The 19,588-nt window shown below is 66.5% G+C and carries 11 protein-coding genes; 5 read left to right on the top strand and 6 right to left on the bottom strand.

Annotated features, from left to right (window positions below):
- The first annotated feature begins 97 nt into the window (after positions 1 to 97).
- Both NTCA1_RS18170 and NTCA1_RS18165 read left to right on the top strand, forming a co-directional pair.
- Entirely contained in the window at positions 98 to 838 is a 741-nt protein-coding gene (locus NTCA1_RS18170; RefSeq protein WP_086489884.1) for a FadR/GntR family transcriptional regulator, read from the top strand.
- Complete coding sequence (locus NTCA1_RS18165) at positions 835 to 1,194, top strand: cupin domain-containing protein (protein ID WP_201282534.1); 360 nt, start codon at positions 835 to 837, stop codon at positions 1,192 to 1,194. The genes NTCA1_RS18170 and NTCA1_RS18165 overlap by 4 nt, the downstream gene beginning before the upstream one ends.
- Here NTCA1_RS18165 and NTCA1_RS18160 read toward each other — a convergent pair.
- Positions 1,191 to 2,186 carry an MBL fold metallo-hydrolase gene (locus NTCA1_RS18160; RefSeq protein WP_201282533.1) on the bottom strand — a complete coding sequence of 332 codons (996 nt, stop codon included), beginning with the start codon at positions 2,184 to 2,186 and terminating at the stop codon, positions 1,191 to 1,193. The genes NTCA1_RS18165 and NTCA1_RS18160 overlap by 4 nt on opposite strands.
- Positions 2,187 to 2,378: 192 nt before the next feature.
- Between NTCA1_RS18160 and NTCA1_RS18155 the strand changes: the two genes are divergently transcribed.
- Positions 2,379 to 4,604, top strand: a complete 2,226-nt coding sequence (locus NTCA1_RS18155) for a TonB-dependent receptor (RefSeq protein ID WP_159831295.1) — start codon at positions 2,379 to 2,381, stop codon at positions 4,602 to 4,604.
- Positions 4,605 to 4,674: 70 nt separating this feature from the next.
- Here the strand turns inward: NTCA1_RS18155 and NTCA1_RS18150 are convergent, their stop codons facing one another.
- Genes NTCA1_RS18150 through NTCA1_RS18130 form a run of 5 tightly spaced genes read right to left on the bottom strand, consistent with a single transcriptional unit; the run spans position 4,675 to position 15,707 of the window.
- Entirely contained in the window at positions 4,675 to 6,606 is a 1,932-nt protein-coding gene (locus tag NTCA1_RS18150) for an alpha-L-fucosidase (RefSeq protein WP_159831294.1), read from the bottom strand.
- Between the two features lie 26 nt (positions 6,607 to 6,632).
- Positions 6,633 to 8,090, bottom strand: coding sequence for a glycoside hydrolase family 125 protein (locus NTCA1_RS18145; RefSeq protein WP_236549445.1), 1,458 nt, complete (start codon positions 8,088 to 8,090; stop codon positions 6,633 to 6,635).
- Positions 8,090 to 10,681 (bottom strand): glycoside hydrolase family 3 C-terminal domain-containing protein, encoded by a 2,592-nt coding sequence (locus tag NTCA1_RS18140; protein WP_306439303.1) that lies wholly within the window; start codon positions 10,679 to 10,681, stop codon positions 8,090 to 8,092. The genes NTCA1_RS18145 and NTCA1_RS18140 overlap by 1 nt, the downstream gene beginning before the upstream one ends.
- Positions 10,681 to 13,281, bottom strand: coding sequence for a glycoside hydrolase family 2 protein (locus tag NTCA1_RS18135; protein ID WP_236549434.1), 2,601 nt, complete (start codon positions 13,279 to 13,281; stop codon positions 10,681 to 10,683). The genes NTCA1_RS18140 and NTCA1_RS18135 overlap by 1 nt, the downstream gene beginning before the upstream one ends.
- Entirely contained in the window at positions 13,278 to 15,707 is a 2,430-nt protein-coding gene (locus NTCA1_RS18130; protein ID WP_236549433.1) for a beta-N-acetylhexosaminidase, read from the bottom strand. The genes NTCA1_RS18135 and NTCA1_RS18130 overlap by 4 nt, the downstream gene beginning before the upstream one ends.
- A gap of 180 nt (positions 15,708 to 15,887) precedes the next feature.
- On the opposite strand from NTCA1_RS18130, the gene NTCA1_RS18125 reads away from it, so the two are divergent.
- Both NTCA1_RS18125 and galA read left to right on the top strand, forming a co-directional pair.
- Entirely contained in the window at positions 15,888 to 16,628 is a 741-nt protein-coding gene (locus tag NTCA1_RS18125; RefSeq protein ID WP_086489880.1) for a GntR family transcriptional regulator, read from the top strand.
- Positions 16,625 to 19,540 (top strand): beta-galactosidase GalA, encoded by a 2,916-nt coding sequence (gene galA, locus NTCA1_RS18120; RefSeq protein WP_159831293.1) that lies wholly within the window; start codon positions 16,625 to 16,627, stop codon positions 19,538 to 19,540. Before NTCA1_RS18125 ends, galA begins: the two co-directional genes overlap by 4 nt.
- The last annotated feature ends 48 nt before the right edge of the window (positions 19,541 to 19,588 follow it).

Raw genomic sequence — 19,588 nt, 5'->3', positions numbered from 1 at the left:
GACCCGGCGTTTCCGGGTCGCGAAATTGGTCAGGCAATTGCTTCGTTTTGGCATGGAAGCTATGAGGCGGACATGACAGCAGGAAAGAAGAATCGTCATGGCTGACAGGTTGTTCCAGGGCATCGCAGACCAGATCGTCGCCCTGATCGACGAAGGCGTGTTTCCGCCCGGAACGCGCCTTCCCGGCGAACGCGAACTGGCCGAGCGCTTCAACGTCAGCCGCGTGACGATCCGTGAGGCGGAAATCGCCCTTCAGGCGGTCGGCGTCATCAAGATCAAGACCGGCTCCGGCGTCTATGTGGCCGATCGCGGCGCGCGCGGCGACGATGCCCTGCCCAAGGTGAGCGCTCTCGAACTGACCGAGGCGCGTTCTCTGTTCGAATCCGAAGCTGCCGCGCTGGCCGCTCCGGTCATCTCGGACGAAGCGCTGGACCGGCTCGACGAACTTCTGGCAGCCATGGCGACGGAAGAGGATGACGAGAAGTCGACCGAGATCGACCGCGAGTTCCACATGCTCATCGCATCGGGATCGGGCAATGCGGCGATCACCCATGTCATCCGCACGCTCTGGCGCCTGCGCACGGAATTGCCGGAAATCCGCCACACCCACGAAAGCGTCTGCCACCATGACGGCATGACCCGGCAGGACGAGCATGCCTCGATCGTCGAGGCCCTGCGCGGCCGCGATCCCCAGGCGGCGCGGCTGGCGATGCGGCGGCACTTCAATCGCCTGCTGGGATCGATGCTCGATGCCACCGAGGAACAGGCCATTTCCGAACTCAAGCGCAAGGCGCGGGAAAGCCGCGAACGCTTCCTGATGAGCGCCAAGATCGGATGAGCGGGGCCGCCTGCTCCAATCTGCCCGTAGAAGTCGTGAACCTTCTCGCCATCAAGTCCGGCGCGCAGGAGCCGGAGCGTTTCGACGACCTCCTGCGGCGCCCCGGCATCCGCATCGAGAGGATCGAATCCCACGGCCACACCACGCCCCCGGACGAGCCCTATGTTCAGGCCTGGGACGAATGGGTTCTGGTCGTGACCGGCGAAGCGGAACTGGAGATAGAAGGCGAAGGCAGGCGTCGTCTCGCGGCAGGCGAAGCGCTGCTGATTCCGGCAGGAACCGCGCACCGCGTGACTTATACCGCCGACCCCACGGTCTGGCTGGCCATTCACCTCGGTGAGGCGGAGACCGACTAGAACTTCAATCCGACACCCTGTTCGGCGATGACATAGCGGACCGGCGGGCCGTTTCCTTCGGCAAGCTGCCGGGTGATCGTCCCGACCGTTTCCGCCTTGCCATCGATCGCCGGCTTGATGTGGCCGATCACCACGGGAAGGCCTTTCACCTTCTCGCCGCCGCCCGCCAGCCCGGTCAACCGGGACAGTTCGCGGTGCAGCCAGGCGGGTGTCAGATGTCCGAAGAGTTCCGCATCCTTGCGCGGATCGGGATAGGATGTCTCGATGATGATGGCGCGCAAGTGCCCGGCGCTTACCAGCGGCGCCACGGCCTGCCAGAGCGCTTCGAGCCGCGTCGATCGCTCCACGGCGTCCGGCCCGGTATCGCCCATGCAGAGCACGGCTTCCTTGCCAGCACGGATCAGGAATGCCGTGGAGAGGGCGCCGCTGTGCGAAAGCGGAAAGGCCGTGACCGTCAGCCCGGTCTCCCCGACCGGCACCGGATCGCTCCCTGCCGTCAGATCCTGGTAGCGATAGCGCGCCAGCAGCGGTGGTTTTCCGCGATCGCCCATATTGGGCCAGGCACTCCAGTTGAAATAGTCCGCCGCCAGCGCCGCATTCACTTCCGGCAGCGCGAAAATCGGCTTGGCGCTGTCGTCGGGCGAGACCATGACCAGTCCGGCGACATGATCCAGATGAGGATGGGTGATCAGATAGGCGCCGATGCGCCGATGCAGCACGTCGCTTGCCTGCGTCCCCGCCGGAAACCCGCCCTTGGCGATGGCCGCCCTGATGCCCGGCACCAGCGTTCCCGCGTCACAGGCAAGGCCCTGCTCCCGCCCATGCGCCGCGATGAGCCAGGCCGAGGTCGATCCCTCTACCACGCCGCCCTCCACACCCAATGGCACGATATCGAAAGCGGGGTCCTTGACCGCCGCCGACAGAGGCGCGGCGAGAATTGTTGCGGCCAGGACGGCGCTCAGCGGGCCGGACTGTCGCAAAAATGTCATCATTTCAGTAAGCACATGGCCGGATTACGATTTCTTGTGGAGCGGCGAAAGAAATTTATCGGAAATGTCACAAACCGCCGCTAAGGGCCGCCGCATTCGTAAAAGAACACCGGTGCTGCGCAGATCCCGCCAGCCTCGCCAGCGACAAGCGCGAGGCGGCGTCGCATGCACCGGCCATGCGCAAGGGGTGCAACGATGAAGATGAAGACTTACTGGCTGGCCAGCGTGCCGGCGCTTCTTGCCGGTGCCGCACCGGCCCTGGCCCAGGAAGCTCCCGCCGATACGCTGGATGCCTCTGCCGACATCGTCGTCACCGCCCAGCGCCGCCCCGAGAACATCCGCGACGTGCCGATCGCCGTTTCGGTGCTCAGCGGGGACAAGATCGCCGCCATCTCCGAAGGCGGCGCGGACATTCTCTCGCTGGCCGGTCGCACCCCCAGCCTCTACGTCGAAAGCTCGAACGGCCGCTATGCCCCGCGCCTCTACATCCGCGGCCTCGGCAACGTGGACTTCGACTTCAACGCTTCGCAGCCCGTTTCCGTCGTGCTCGACGACGTGGTGCTGGAGAACGTCTACCTCAAGGGCTTCCCGCTCTTCGATCTCGACAGCGTCGAAGTGCTCAAGGGACCGCAGGGCACCCTGTTCGGCCGCAATACCCCGGCCGGTGTCGTCAAGATGGACACCCGCCGCCCCGGCGACCACGCCGAGGGTCAGGCGCAGTTCACCGTCGGCGAACTCGGCACGATCCGTGCGGAAGTAGGTGCGACCATCCCGGTTTCCAGCACACTGTCGCTTCGCGTCGCTGGCCTCGCCAACCACCGCGAGGACTGGGTGAACAACGCCTACGACGCCTCGTTCACCAAGCGCGGCAAGGACCTTGGCGGCTTCGACGATATCGCCGGGCGCATCCACGCCCTGTGGAAGCCCGACGATCGGCTCTCGGTACTGCTGACCCTTCAGGCCCGTTCCTATCGCGGCACCGGCACGCTCAACCGCGCCAATGTGCTGACGACCGGCTCGAACAAGCTCAACGACCGCTACGACCGTGACACCGTCTACTACGACGGCGGCCGCAACAATCCGCAGGCGCAGGACACGACTTCCGAAGCGCTGCATATCGACTACGACCTCGGCAGCGCCACTCTTACCGCCATCGTCTCGGCCTATCAGGGCAGCAGCTCGGGCCGCGGCGACATCGACGGCGGCGTGCTGGGCACCACCGCGGGTAGCGGCACGATCCCGTTCAACTCGGAAACCGGCACGCTTTCCAGCGATCTCGACCAGCAGACTTACGAAGTCCGCCTCGCCAGCAATGGCGACACCCGCTTCGGCTGGCAGGTCGGCGCGTTCTACTGGCGCGAGAAGTTCGAACTGATCTCGGCCTCTTGGAACGGCACCGGCGGCATCAACCCAACGGTCATCTCCGAACTGCGCCAGAAGAGCGACAGCTGGTCGGTCTTCGGCCAGGTCCACTACGACGTGACCGACAGCCTGCGCCTGACCGGCGGCGCCCGCTGGACCCGCGACCAGCGCGACCTCGACGCCGCCCGCACGCTGGGCGCGCCCTTCGCGGATTCGCGCCATGCGGGTGACAAGCAGCCGAGCTGGGACGTCAGCGCGCTCTATAAAGTCAGCCCGCAGGTCAGCCTGTTCGGCCGCATCGCCCACGGCTATCGCGGTCCCTCGATCCAGGGCCGTATCGCCACTTCGAACATCCTGACCACGGCGGATTCCGAGACGATCACCTCCTATGAGGCAGGCATCAAGGCCGCCACGCCGGACAACCGCTTCCGCGTGGATCTGACCGGCTACATCTACGACATCAAGGACCCGCAGTTCACCGCCATCGGCGGCCAGGGCAACTTCAACCAGCTGATCAACGCCCGGCGCGGCAAGGGTCGCGGCGTCGAGTTCGAGGCCACCGCCAACCCGGTTCGCGGCCTCCAGTTCAACGGCGGCGTCTCGTACAACTTCACCAAGATCGACGATCCCGACCTGCTCGTCGCGTTCTGCGGTGCTGCCTGCACCGTGCGCGATCCGATCGTGAACGTTGGCACCACCCGCCGCGCCGCGATCAACGGCAACCCCTTCCCGCAGGCACCGCGCTGGCTGTTCAACTTCAACGCCTCGTATACTTACGAGCTGGCGAGCGGCAGCAAGCTCTATGCCCAGACCGACTGGGTCGCGCAGAAGGACTTCAACCTGTTCCTTTACGATGCGACCGAATTCCACGTCGGCACCAACTTCGAAGGCGGCGTGCGCGCGGGCTGGCGCTCGCCTTCCGACGCGGTGGACGTCTTCGTGTTCGGCCGCAACATCACCAACGAATCGAACGTGATCGGCGCGATCGACTTCAACAACCTGACCGCCTTCGTGAACGACCCGCGCGTGATCGGCGCGGGCGTCGGCTTCCGGTTCTGACCCTTCCCGGCGGCCTTGCGCCGCCGGTATTATTCGAAAGGCCGGAGGCTCTCAGCCTCCGGCCTTTCCCTTATCTCGCCACGAAGCCGCCGATCCCCGCGGCCGCAAGGTTCCCCGCAGGCAGCGCGGTTTCCGCGAAAGTAAGGCGCAGGAAGCGCGCGGTTGCCGCCTTGGCAAACGTGATCCGCTGGGTGGCGAGCGCATAGGCGATATTGCCGAACTCTCCCGCACCGCTGCGCGTCCAGCTCTTTCCGTCCAGACTGGTCTCGGCGACATAGCCCTTGGGCGGCGCGGCATCGGCCATGACTTGGCGCGACGGCGTGAGGGTGAACCCGGCCAGGGCAACGCTGCCGCCCAGATCCACCGTCACGCTGGCAGGCTTACCGGGCTGCGGGGCGGGCTGCTTCCAGATCGTCGCCGCGTCGTTGTCGAGCAGGCGTTCAGCGCCCGGCGCGCTGGCCGTGACGATCGACCATTTCGTGGTGTCGAGCACGGTCGGGTCGGTCGAGACGATCGCGGGCACGTCCACGGGCGCCACCGCAGCAAAGAGCGCGAATTCCGAGATCGCCGGGGCCGCACCGCCCTCCAGAATCACCAGCCGCACCCGGCGCGGTGCGATCTGTTGCGGCAGGCGGATGATGCGCTGGGCGCCGATGCATTCCTTCTCGGCCAGACGCTGCCACTGCCCGTCGATTTCCGCCTCGACCGCGAAACGGGTCACGCGCACGCCGAGTGGCAGATATTCGCGCAAGCGCACGACATCGAAGCGCGTGCCCGGTGCGAGGTCTAGCGTCAGCGTCGGCGTCACCACGGAGTCGGGCGTAGACCAATAAGTCTTGCGCTGGCCGTCCAGCACCTGCGCGGGTGCGAAGCGGCTTCCGCGCGAGGCGCTGGCATGGGCGACGCTGCCCTGCGCGAGGTCTTTCGCGAAAGTCGCGCGGATCGCATCGCCGAACGACTTCAGGATCTTCACGTCCTGATCTGCAATCCTGCCGCGCCGATCGGGCGGCAGGTTCAGGTTGAGGTTGGTGCCACGGCCCACGGATTCGTCGTAGAGGCGGATCAGCCGTGCCGGGCTCTTGACCTTGGAGTCTTCGTCCGCGTGATAGAACCAGCCCGGACGGATCGACACGTCGGTTTCCGCCGGCCACCAGATTTCGCCGCCGCGCAGGCCGGAGTTGCCCACGGCCTGCTCGTAGGGGACGTTCGGCATCGTCGGCCAACAAGGATCGCCCGCGACGCCGTCCTCGTTGCCGACCCAGCGCACGTCGGCGCCGAGCGGGTCGAAGGTGCAGGCATCGGGCTGGAGTTCGTGGACCAGCTTCACGATCGAGGGCCAGTTGTAATACTTCGGCGCGTCGATCTTGCGGGCCTCGCGGGCACCGCCGTAATAGCCGTCGCCGCCGTTGGCGCCGTCGAACCAGACTTCGAACAGCTTGCCGTAGCGCGTGCAGAGTTCGGTCAGCTGCTTGCGGTAATAGTCGATATAGGCCGGGCGGCCGTACTCGGCGTGATTGCGATCCCAAGGCGAGAGATAGACGCCGAACATCATGCCCGCCTTGCGGCAGGCTTCCGACATTTCCGCCACGATATCGCCCTTGCCCTGCTTGTAGGGGCTGTTGCGGATCGAGTGCTCGGTGAGCTGGGTCTGCCAGAGGCAGAAGCCGTCATGATGCTTGGCGGTCAGGATGACGCCGCGCATTCCCGCCACTTTCGCCGCCGCGACGATCTGGTCGGCATCGAAATCGGTCGGGTTGAACCACTTCGGGTCCTCGTCGCCGTAGCCCCATTCCTTGTCGGTGAAAGTGTTCATGGCGAAATGCACGAAGGCGTACATTTCGTGAGCGTGCCAGTTCCACTGCCGCGCCGAAGGGACGGCGCCCGAAGGCTGGGGCGCGGCGGCCTCACCGGCGGCGCGGCGCGCGGCCTGCGCGGCGTCGGCGCCGAGCGCAGTCGCCGCGACGGCGGAAGCGGAGAGGAAACGGCGGCGGGAGAAATCCATCGGTGAGTCCTTGAAACGCGCGCGCGTCAGAGCGGCGCGGAGAGCAGTTCGGGCCGGGTATCGGCCAGCTTGACCAGCAGTTCGCCGAAGAGGCCGTTGGCCCAGGCGAACCAGTCGCGCGTGAATTTCGACGGGTCGTTGCTGTCCACCGCCTCGTGGATGAAGCCGGTGCCCGCATCGCTGTCGCGCAGCATGCGCAGCATCGCGCGGATGACCTGCGGGTCGCTGCTCGACAGTGCGCGCACGATCAGGCTCATCGGCCAGACCTGCCCAAGGCCGACATGCGGCCCGCCGATGCCCTCGATTCTCGATCCCCGGAAGAAGTAGGGGTTCGCATCCGACCAGCATGCATCCGCCGTGGTTTTCCAGAGCGGGTCGGTAACGTCCACGCATTCCAGGAAGGCGAGGCCCAGCAGCGAGGGGACGTTGGCGTCGTCCATGAACATCGCGTTGCCGAAGCCGTCCACTTCATAGGCCCAGACCCGGCGCCCATCCGGCAGCAGCATCGTGCCCCACTGGCGCAGCGCCGCTTCCACTTCGTCCGCCAGAGCGCGAGCATCGGCGGCAAGCGCCGTGTCGCCGCGCGCCTGCTCGGCCACGCTGGCCATCTCGCGTAGCGATGTCACCGCGAAGAGATTGGCGGGAATCAGAAACGGATAAGTGCAGGAATCGTCCGAGGGACGGAAACCGCAGTGGATCAGCCCGACCGACCGGCTCGGCGCGCCCCAGCCGTCAAGCTGCATGGTCTCGGTCGGCCGGTTGCTGGTGCGCAGGAAGCGATAGGGTCCGGGCGAGCCCTTGCGCTGCTGTTCGCGCAAGGTGCGCACGCAGGCGCGCGAAGCCTCGGCCCAGGTCTGGTCGAAGGGCAGCTTGTCCTGCGTCTGGCGCCAATAACGGAAGCCGAGCCGCATCGCGTAGCAGAGCGAGTCGATCTCCCATTTGCGCTCGGCGACGCCGGGCTTCATTTCGGTCTGGTCCTTCAGCGCCCAGGACAGGTTCGTCTTCGCAGACGGATCGCGCATGAAGGCGTTGGCGTAAGGATCGATCAGGATCGAGCGCGACTGGCGGGCGATCAGCCCCCGGAACAGCGCCGTCAGCGCCGGGTCCTTGTTCACCAGATGAAGGTAGGGCAGGACCTGCGCCGTGCTGTCGCGCAGCCAGAGGCAGGGGATGTCTCCGGTGATGACAAAGGCATCGGGCCGGCCGTCCACCGTGTCCATGTAGACCGTGGTGTCGAGCGTGTTGGGATAGCAGCCCACGAACATCGCGCGCAGCTTGGGATCGGCGATCTTGCGCGAGACGCGGTCGATCTCGGCCTCCACCGCGCGGCTGACATATCGGCGATCCGACACAGCCGGGCGGCCTTCGCCTGCGGGCATCGGAATGGTCGCCGCACGGGCCGTGGCCGGAAGGGCAAGCGCAGCGGCGCCCGTCATGGCACCGGCCAGAGTGCTGCGGCGGTCGAGGTTCATCGTGTCATTCATCACTTCGGCAGCTCCTGTGCCTGTCCGGTCAGGGTGAACGAGACCCAAGCGCCCGCGCCGTCACCCGGCTGTCCGCCGCCGATCCACACTTTGTAGTCGCCCGGAACGACCTTGCGCGTACCCCGGCGGTCCACGACCGAGAGGCTGCGCGGGTCGATGGTCAGCGTGACGTCCCGCGACTTGCCCGCCGCCAGCGGAACGCGCGTGAATGCGGCAAGCTGACGCTGCAAGACGCCCTGCGTCATGATCGGACGCGGCTCGATCACCGGCGGCACGACATAGGCCTGCACCACTTCCTCACCCGCCATGCTGCCCAGATTGCGCAAGGTCGCCGTGACGGTAACCGGCTGGCCCAGCGCGGGCGCGGAGACCTTGGCGCCTTCGTAGCCATAAGTCGTATAGCTCAGGCCGTGGCCGAAGCCCCAGAGCGGCTTGCCGGTGAAGTAGCGATAGGTCCGCTCCTTCATCGAATAATCAACGAAGGCGGGCAGATCGCTGGTAGACTTGTAGAACGTCACCGGCAGACGGCCCGAGGGGTTGTTGGTCCCGGCCAGCGTTTCGGCAATGGCAGTGCCGCCCGCCTCGCCTGGATACCATGCAGTCAGGACGGCATCGGCCATAGCCGGATCGATCGAGACCGCACTGCCGTTTGTGAGCACGACGATCACCGGCTTCCCGGTGGCATGGAGCGCCGCCAGCAGCTCGGCCTGTGGCTCCGGCAAGGCAATATCGCTGCGGTCGCCGCCGACGAAGCCCGGCACCTGCACCTGAAGCGCCTCGCCTTCGAGATCGGGCGAGAGGCCGAGTACGGCGACAATCGCGTCGGCCTGCGAAGCCGCTTTCACTGCCTCGGCGCGCTGGGCGTCGGCGGGCGGCAGCCACATGAGGCGCAGGCCTTCGTCCTCGCCGTAATGGTCGAGTTCCAAGCTGATCGGCTGCGGCGTGCCGTCGGAGGTAATGTCGAACTCGACCCGCTGCTTGCCGAGCACGCCCGCGTGGAGCTCCTTGCCGCCTACGCTCAGGCGCACGTCGTCATGGCGCCTGCAATCCTTCCAGCAGGCCGGAATGTCGAGCGCGAGGCGATAGGTCCCCGCTCCCGGCGGCACCAGCGAGCCGCTCCAGCGCACCTTGAAGCCCTTGGCGTCGAGGCCCTTCGGCGCGGTACGGGTTAGGTTGAAGTCCACGCGGCGATCCTGCCGCACGAACACGCGCTTGCCGGACATGTCGAGATATTCGGCGCGCAGGCCCGGCTTGCCGTCCGCGACCAGCGCGGTTTCCGGCACGACGACGGGCGCGCCCTCGGCCAGCACGGAGCCTTGCGCATAAGCGACGTTCGCCGCGCCGAACTGTCGGCGGATGCCTTCCAGCGGCGTCACCGGATCGGCGGCGGTGCCGTGGTAATTGGCCTCGATCACCGAGAGATCGTCGGCATTGGTGCCGATTACGGCAAGGCGGGTTCCGGCCTTGAGCGGCAGGCGGTTGTTCTCGTTCTGGAGCAGGACCACCGACTTGCGCGCGGCCTCCAGCGCCAGAGCGCGGTGCGCGGGGGTGTTGACCTCGCTCGGCTTGATCTTGCCCCACGGATTCTTCGCGCCGAACGCGATGCCGAGCTTGTAGCGGGCCTCCAGCGAGCGAGCGAGCGCGCGATCGACCTCGGCCTCGGTCAGCAGTCCGCGCGCAACCGACTGGGTGAGCGCGGCATAAGTCGTGCCGCAGTCGAAGTCGGTGCCCGCCTTGATCGCCGCAGCCGAAGCCTCGGCGGCGTCGTAGCGGTAATTGTGGAACATCCAGATGTTCGCCACCGCATCGCAGTCCGACACGACGAAGCCCTTGAAGCCCCAGTCACCGCGCAAGGTATCGTTGAGAAGTGTCCTATCGGCGCAGACCGGCACACCGTGCGTCGAGTTGTAGGCGCACATCAGCGAAAGCGGCTTCGCCTCGGTCACGGCCTTGCGGAAGGCGGGCAGATAGGTTGCCTCGCGGTCCTGCGGGCTGACATCCACGTCGAAGCTGTCTCGCCCGGCTTCGGGGCCGGAGTGGACGGCAAGGTGCTTGGGCGTCGCGATCACGCGCGGATGGAGCGGATCAGGTCCTTGCAGCCCTTTGATGAAGCCCACGGCCAGCGAACCGGTGAGGAACGGATCCTCGCCATACGTCTCCTGCCCCCGGCCCCAGCGTGGGTCACGGAAGATGTTGATGTTGGGCGACCAGATCGTCAGGCCCTCGTAGATGCGCCGGTCGGCACTTACGGGCTTGGCGTTGAACTTGGCGCGCGCCTCGGTCGAGACGACGGTGCCGACTTTCTCCATCAGCGCCGGATCGAACGTCGCGGCAAGGCCGACTGCCTGCGGGAACACCGTGGCCACACCGTTGCGGGCAAGGCCGTGAAGACCCTCGTTCCACCAGTCATAGGCAGGCAGGCCCATGGCCTTGGCGGCAGGCGCGGTGCTCTGGAGCTGGTCGGCTTTCTCGGCGAGATCGGCCTTGGCGATGGCGGCGAGCACGGCGGGATCGGCCTCGCCCGCCAGGTCCTGCGCGGCGGCAGGCGCCGCCAGAACCATGGCGAGAGTGATCGGGAACAGCGCCTTCATCACTTTTCTCCCGCGAGGGTGCGGAGAACCAGCGCCTTGCGCAGCGCCGCCGCATCGGCCTTCGAGGTGATCTCGATCCGCACGCTCTCGCCCGCGAGCAGGTCGAAGCCGTTGTCCGAGGCTTGCGCATCCACCGAACCGAAATCGAGCATGACCGCGCGGGCCAGCGCCTTGGCGGTGATCGTCACCGCCTTGCCGTCCCAGCTCATGGAGAGGCTGGGTGCGGGGTAGGCCATGGCCTTGGGCAAGGCACGCTCGACGATCTGGCGCGAGACGGTCTTGCCGCCGATCGCCAGTTCCGCCACCGCATAGCTCGCCTCTGCGGGGGCACTCGTGAAGACCGCAGCGTCCGACACATCGGGAACGGTCGTCGCCGTCGTCGGCGCGAGCGTCACCGTTCCGCCCGCTCCGCCCAGCTTGCTGCCGTCCATGGCGTAGCCGGTCAGGCGCCACTCCGCCGCGACCGGGCTGGTGGCATCCGAAGCGAAGGTGACCTTGGTGGCACCCTGCTTGTGCTCGGCCACCACGGCCTGCGGGGCGAAAAAGCGCCGCGCGGCATAGTGCAGCAGTTTCCAGCGGCCGTCGTAGTCCACACTCGCCCACGAGATCGAGGGCCAGACATCGTTGAGCTGCCAGTAGAGCGAGCCCAGCGTCACCGGCGCGCAGGCGCGGTGATGGCGCGCGGCCATGTCGATCGCCTGCGCCTGATTGACCTGCGTCAGGTAGACGAAGTCCGCCAGATCCTTCGCCGGACGCAGCCTTGCGTCGAGGTAGAACTTCAGGCGCTCGTTGCCCTCGCCTGCGAGGAACTTCTGGTGCGCCTTCATCACCGGGCTGTCCGGCGCCTGCGCGGCGTCGCCCGCAAAACCGCGGATCGTCGCCATGACCGGCATCGCCTGGAAGCCGTATTCCGACATGAAGCGCGGGCAGGACAGCGTATAGTTCTCGACCGGCTTGGAGCCGGACCAGACGTCCCAGAAATGGCGGTCGCCAGCGGCATCGGTATCGACCGGACCTTCGTAATCGGTCGAGGGCGAACCGGGCCAGTAGGGTGTCGTCGGCGCATGATCGGCCACGGCCTTCCGCAGCACGCGGTCGAACAGCACGGTCATGGAAGTCGCCATGCGCTCGTGCTCGTCGGCGCCGACCGCCTTCTTCCACGCCTTGCGGTCGCTCCATGTCTCCCAGCCGGAGATCACTTCGTTGCCGCCCGCCCAGATCACGATGGAAGGGTGCGAGCCGAGCCGCTCGACCTGCTGCTCGGCCTCGATCCGCACGTTCTCGCGGTAGGCCACGTCGGCCGGCGGCACCGCGCCGCCGAACATGAAGTCCTGCCAGACCATCAGGCCCATGCGGTCCGCCATGTCGTAGAAGCTGTCCGGCAGATAGTAGCCGCCGCCCCAGACCCGGATCATGTTCATGTTCGCCGCGCGGGAATCCTCCAGCAGCGACTGCATCTTCGCGTCCGTGACGCGCGAGGGGAACATGTCGAAGGGAATGAGGTTCGCGCCCTTGGCGAAGACCGTCACGCCATTGACGCGGAAGCCGAACGCGCCGCCACCGCGCACAAGTTCAACCTCGCGCAGGCCGATATTGCGCGCCGCCTTGGCTCCGGCGCCCGCGCCGGAAGCGATTTCGCCCGAGACCTTGTAGAGCGGCTGGTCGCCGTAGCCGACCGGCCACCAGCGCTTCGGCGCAGCGACCGTCAGCGGTACGGTAACGACGCTCTCGCCCGCATCAAACGAGGCCTCGCGAGAGACCGGAGCCAGCGCCTGCCCGTCCGGTCCGGTCACGCGCGCGGTGAATTGCGCCTTGCCCGGTCTGTCGGCCACGACGCGGAACTTCGCTACCAGCCGCGCCTCGTCCTTGCCGAGCGCTTCCTGCACCACCTCGAAGGCGCCGAGCCGCGCCTCGTCCCAGGCCTCCAGACGCACCGGCCCGGAAATGCCCTGGTTGACGATGCGCGGGCCCCAGTCCCAGCCGTAATGGTACTTGGCCTTGCGGATGTAAGCAGAGGTCTGCTTGCCCTTGGGCTCATCCCCGAAGGCGGAATCGTATTCGCCCGGCAGCGGGTGCGCCTCGGCCAACACCATCGGCTGCAAGGTGCGGATCGGCGAGGCAAAGCGCACGAGAATCTCGTTGCGGCCCTGCTTCAGCAGCGACTTGGCGGCAACGCGCCATTGCCGGTGCCCGTTATCGGCCTTGAGCACCTGCTGGCCGTTGATGAAGACGGTCGCAAAGGTATCCAGCCCGTCAAACACCAGGTCGAGATGCTCGCGGCCCATGGCCTGAGCGCTCACATCCAGCGAGCGGCGCAGTTCCCAGTCGGTCAGGCCCGCCCACTGGATCGCCGCCTCGTTGGTGCCGAGGAAAGGATCGGGCACCTGCCGCGCGGCGATCAGGTCCTGCTGCACCGTGCCCGGCACTTGCGCACGGAACCAGCGCGCTGCCTTGGGATGCGCCTTTGCGGCAGCGGCATCGCTCGGCGCGATGCGGACGTGCCAACCTTCATCCAGAGCGGTCTGCGTGGGCGGGGCCGCCAGTGCGGTCCCCGAAACACCTGCCAACGCGGCGATTGCAAGCGCGCCGGCAAATCTCACTGCGCCTTCTCCCCGTAGACGACCTTTTCGACCGCATAGAACGGATCAGACAGCGGCGAGGTGAACTGGAAGCAGACGTCCGCCTCGTCCTTGAGTTCCGGCCGGTCGGGCAGGTTCGCGGTGAAGGTGTACTGCTGTGGCGCCGTCTTCGGATCAGGCAGCGGGAACGAGGCGAGCACGGTCGCGCCCGGCATCGGGGCATGTTCCTTCTGCTTGCGATTGGCGTTCTTCTCGGCCGCACGGCAGCCCGCGCTGATGACCAGTTCACCGTGGGTGGTAACCGCGAAATGCTCGATCAGTGCCGATGCCTCATGCGCAAGGCCATAGTTGCGCGGCAGGCGGGCGACCGAAACGGTGATCGACTTCGCATGGGCCAGCGGCGCGTGATCGTCCGCCTGGCAGGTATCGAAGATATTGGCGTTATAGGCCGGGCCGTTGCTGGTCGCATCGGCGGTGAGCGGCACGCGCAGGCCCTGCGCCCCGCGCGGGCAGGCAGCCAGCGTGGAGGCGGTGGAGGTCAGCAGCGTCTCGCGCGCCGTATCGTAACGACGCGGCGCGGAAAGCCGGGTGCCGTCCGGCGCGAAGCTTGCGGCGGTAACCACCGTCCCCGGCTTTACGGCAAGCGCCTTGGTGTAAGCCGCAGACTTCGCGCCCGGCTCCTTGCCGTCCAGCGTATAGCGGATCGTGCCATAGGCGGCCTGGTTCGCCAGCGTCACGCCGATGCTCTTCGCCTCAAGCTGCGCACCGCGCGTCTGGGTGGGGGTGAAGGCAACGCCGAAGGCGCTGTCCGATACTTCGAAACCGCCCTGCTTCCAGCGCTGGATCTGCGGCGTCAGCCGCGCGAGGAAGCCGGGATAGTCCTTCTTGCCCGTGACCTGCGGCGACCATGCCGTCTCCGCGATCGCGCCCACGCGCGGGAACAACTTGTGCTGCAACTGCCAGGGTGTGACGATATATTCGCTCCAGGCATTGCCCTGCACGCCCAGCACATGCTTCGCCTTGGCGGCGTCGATGCCCTTGGGCATCGGATCGTAGCGATAGACGGCCTCCATCGACTGGATGGAGATACGTCCCGGCGCCTCGTTCGGCAGGGTCGATTCCAGATTGTCGAGATAGAGGTTCGGCGCGGGCGAGAGCACCACGTCGTGCCCGGCATTGGCCGCGTCCACCGCGCCCTGCTCGCCCCGCCAGCTCATCACCGAGGCCGAGGCGGGCAGCCCGCCTTCGAGGATCTCGTCCCAGCCGATCAGGCGGCGTCCGTGCTGCGCGAGATATTCGCCGAACCGGTCGATCATCCAGCTCTGCATCTCGTTCTCGGTCTTGATGCCCAGTTTGCGCATCTGCGACTGGACTTCGGGCGAACGTTCCCACTGATCCTTGACCGCCTCGTCACCGCCGACATGGATGAACTGCGAAGGGAATACCTCCATCAGTTCGTCCAGGATGTTGCGCACGAAGGTCATGCCCGCCTCGTTCGGATTGAACAGCCAGGGATTGACGCCCCAGTCGTGCGATACTGCGGGACGGTCGCCCAGCACGCCGAATTCGGGATAGGAGGCGACCAGTGCCTGCGCGTGGCCCGGCAGGTCGATCTCAGGCACGACGGTAATCCCGCGCTCGGCGGCATAGGCGACCAGCGCCTTGAGCTGTTCCTGCGTATAGAAACCGCCATGCTTCGGACCGGGGCCGCCGCCGGTATCGGGCGGCAGGCGCCAGGCGCCGATACGGGTGAGTTCGGGGTAACGCTTGGATTCGAAACGCCAGCCCTGGTCGTCGGACAAGTGGAAATGCAGCGTGTTGAGCTTCACCTCGACCATGCGGTCGACGATCGCATAGACCGATTCCATCGGCTGGAAATGCCGCGAGGGATCGACCATCACCCCACGCCATGCGAAGCGCGGCGAGTCCTGAATGGTCAGCACCGGCACCGAAACGCCCTTCGCCGCCGCGCCGCCATCGGCCGTCAGCAGTTGCAGCAAAGTCATCGCGCCATAGATGAAGCCCGATTTGCCCGAAGCCGAGATCACCGCGCCGCCGGAAGTCACCGTCAGCCGGTAGGCTTCCGCGCCGGAGATGGCGGCATCGCGTTCGAAGCGGATCGGGGCAGCGGAAGCCGCGCCGGGAGCGGCGGAAAGCACCAGGCCGTTGGCGCGCTTCACATGGTCGGCAAGCAGCCTGGCTGCTTCTGCAGCGTCCGCGTCACCGGCAGGCAGGGCGATCGCCGATCCCGGCGCGACCAGCAGCTTGCCATTGCCCTGCTGGACCGAGGCAGGCCAGGGCGTGAGCGGAAGAGAGGAGGATTGCGCGGCGGCAGGCGCCGAAAGAACTGCCGAGAGGCCCAGTGCGGCAAGGATCGCGCCGGTCACGACGCCTCCGCTGCGAAGCTGCCGATATCCCTTGACCGTCATTGCCGTCTTGCCCCTCATGTCCTTGCCCTCGTTGTTTATTGGTGCCGGAGCAGGAAGGTAACCAAAATATATCCTTTCTCGCAATAGGTCTTATTCCATTCCTGCGAATTGGGCTTGAATTGCGACCATTTGCTGCGATTGTCAGGCCAACCTTACCAATGTAAGCCATTCGCATAGAATGGATCGAAGGGGGATCGAATGTCATTTTCCGACCGGATTGGTCGTCTGCGCGAAGACAACGCTGCGCCGCTGTACATCCAGCTCCAGCAGCTCATCCGCGATGCCATATCCGAAGGCGTGCTCGATCAGGCCGAAGCGATCCCGCCCGAGCGTAACCTGGCGATCGAATACGACGTTTCGCGCATCACCGTCCGCAAGGCGATCGCCGGTCTGGTCGAGGAAGGCCTGCTGACCCGGCGACGCGGCGCGGGAACGTTCGTCGCCTCGCGCGTGGAAAAGAGCTTTTCGCGGCTGACCTCCTTCAGCGAAGACATGGCCGCACGCGGCAAGCGCGCTTCCAGCACCTGGGTCTCGCGCATGAGCGGGCCGGTAAATCCCGAGGAATCCATGGCGCTGGGCCTCGCCCCCGGCAGCACGGTCCTGCGCTTCACCCGCATCCGCCTTGCCGACGACGAACCTCTGGCCCTCGAAATCTCGACGATCGCCGGACATTGTCTCGCCAGCCTGGATGTCGTCGAGGATTCGCTTTACGCGGCGCTCGAAAAGAGCGGCAATCGCCCGGTCCGCGCGCTCCAGCGCCTGCGCGCCGTGCCTTTCGGGGCCGAGCACGCCAAGATGCTGGGCGTCGAATCCGGCCATGCGGGGCTGCTGATCGAACGCCACGGCTTCCTGCGCGACGGCCGCACCGTCGAATTCACCCGTTCCTATTATCGGGGCGACTCCTACGACATCGTCGCCGAACTGATCGAGGGTTCATGAAACGCCGCGAATTGCTCCTGCGCGGCGCCTCCACCGGCGCCGTCGCGACCCTGCTCCCTGCCTTCTCGGCGCCCGCATTCGCTGCCCCGACAAAAGCCTTCGGGCCGGGAATGCCGGACGGGCTGCCGATGCCCGCCGCCCTCCCCGGTCCTTCGCCGCGCCTTCCTGAAACGGACCCCTCGCGCACCCTGCTCGAACGCGGCTGGCGTTTCCACGAGGGCGAGGTTCCAGTCCCGGAACCGACCGACCACAACGCCACCTACCTTTCGGTCAAGGCCGGCAACGCGCGCGGCGCGGCGGCCCTGGCCTTCGACGATTCCGACTGGCAGGCCGTCGATCTCCCCCATGACTGGGCCATCGCCCAGGATGTGAACGAAAACGCCAATGTCTCACAAGGTTACCGTCCGCGCGGGATCGGCTGGTATCGCCGCCTGCTGCGGCTGGACGAAAGCCAGAAGGGCCGCCGCCTCGAACTGCATTTCGACGGCATCGCCACCCATGCCACGATCTGGGTAAACGGCAGCGAAGTCGCCCATTCCTGGTCCGGTTACAGCAGCGTCATCGTCGACCTGACGCCCTTCGCCCGCTTCGGAGACGAAGTGAACTGGATCGCCGTGCGCGTCGATGCCACCGCGCGCGAGGGCTGGTGGTACGAAGGTGCCGGTCTCTATCGCCACGTCTGGCTGGTCAGCCGCCCGGCCGTGTCGATCGAGACGGACGGTGTCTACTGCGATCCGGTCGCGCAGGACGACGGCACCTGGCATGTCCCGGTCGCGGTCAGCCTGTCGAATGTCGGCGAGAGCATGGCCCAGGCGGAAATATCCACCCGCCTGCTCGATCCCGAGGGCCGTGAAATCTATCGCACGAAGGGAACGATCACGGTTCCCCCGCTCGAACAGGCTCAGGTCGTCAACACCTTCGATCCCGGCAAAGTCCGCCTCTGGTCGCCCGACAGCCCGACGCTCTACTGCGTCGAGGTGGATCTGCTGCACGAAGGCAAGGCCGTCGATACCCGGCGCCAGTTCATCGGCTTCCGCACGGTGCGTTTCGATCCCGCGCGGGGCATGATCCTCAACGGTGTGGAGACCAAGCTCAAGGGCGTGTGCATCCATCAGGACCACACCGGCGTCGGCACCGCCATCCCCGATGCGCTGGCGCTCTGGCGCCTGCAACGCCTGAAGGCGATGGGCTGCAACGCCATCCGCATGTCGCACAATGCCCCCGCCAAGGAAGTGCTGGACTGGTGCGACCGGCTGGGCTTCGTGGTCATGGGCGAGAACCGCCTGTTCAACCCCGCGCCGGACTATCTGGCGCAGCTTGAATGGATGGTGCGGAGAGACCGCAACCACCCCTCGATCGTGCTCTGGTCCGTGTTCAACGAGGAGCCGATGCAGGGCACGCATGCCGGCGTGGAGATGGTGCGCCGCATGCGCAAGGCCGTGCGCAAGCTCGACACCCAGCGGCCGGTAACGGCGGCGATGAACGGCTCGTTCTACAACCCCGAGAACGTCTCCACCGTCGTCGATGTCATGGGCTTCAACTATTATCAGGGCGACTACGACAAGTTCCATGCCCTCCACCCGGACAAGCCGATCACCAGTTCGGAAGACACCAGCGCCTACGAGACGCGCGGCGCTTTCGAGAGCATCCCGGCCCAGCAGGTCATCACCTCGTTCGACAAAGAAGCTGCCTCCTGGGGCGCGACCCACCGCGACACCTGGAAGATGATCGCCGAGCGGCCTTTCGTGGCGGGCGGTTTCGTCTGGACCGGTTTCGACTATCATGGCGAGCCGACGCCCTATGCCTGGCCCTCGACCAGCAGCTTCTTCGGCGTGATGGACCTCTGCGGCTTCCCCAAGACCGCCTTCGGCATCCATTCCGCCCATTGGCGCGACGATGCCCCGGTGATCTGGCTGGCGCCCCACTGGACGTGGCCCGGAAGTGAAGGGCAGACATTGGAAGTCTTCGCGATCACCAATGCCGAAGCCATCGAACTACGCCTCAACGGCGAAGTGATCGAGCGGGTGCCCGCCGCCGACCGGATCATGGGCCACACTTTCCAGGTTCCCTATCGCCCCGGCCGGATCGAGGCGCTGGCGCTGCGCGGCGGCAAAGTCGTCGCCAGCGCCGTCCATGAAACCACAGGCGAACCGGTCGCACTGCGGCTTACGCCTGCCCGGCAGGCACTGGCCAGCGACGGCGAGGACGTACAGGCCATCACGGTGGACTGCGTGGATGCTCGCGGCCGCCATGTGCCCACGGCCAACATCCCGGTGGATTTCACGATCTCCGGCGGCCGGATCATCGGCCTGGGCAACGGCAATCCGAACGACCATTCCAGCGAGAAGGGCAACAAGCGCGCGCTGTTCAACGGTCTGGCGCAAGTCATCGTCGAAGGCGACACGAGCGGCCAGCGACTGACCTTGGAGGCCAAGGCACAAGGCCTGCGTTCCGCACGCCTCAGCCTCGCCCGCGCGCCGCGCGAACCACGCGCGCAAGTCCCGGTCGTCCCGGCGGAAATGCCGATCGCCGACTGGCGCCGCTCGGCCCTGTTCCCGCAGAAGCCCGATCCGGCGCTCGCCCCCGTGGACGGCGACAACAATTCCTGGGACTTCGTCCGCTCGGGCATCGCCGCACCCGCCGGAAATGCCGGATGGCGCAGCTATCGCACGCGCTTCACGCCGTGGAAGAAAGTCGCGGTCGCAGGCGGCACGCTGCACTTCGCCGAGATCACCGGCGCGGCGGAAGTCTGGCTCGACGGCAAGCTGGCCGCGCGCAAGACCGACGCTGCGGGGGGCGCCCTCACCGCAACGATCCCTCCGGGCAGCGGCGTGCGCACGCTCGTCGTTCTGGTGCAGGCGGCTGAGGGCAAGCCCAGCGGGCTGACCGGCAGGGTCTACGTCTCGGCCTGAACGACTGGATAACCGAGAGCGGATGCCGTAACCTCCTTTGCACATAAG

Origin of the sequence: Novosphingobium sp. TCA1 (assembly GCF_009811895.1) — a bacterium.
Lineage (GTDB): Bacteria > Pseudomonadota > Alphaproteobacteria > Sphingomonadales > Sphingomonadaceae > Novosphingobium > Novosphingobium panipatense_A.
This window is presented reverse-complemented; position numbering and strand designations above follow the sequence as displayed.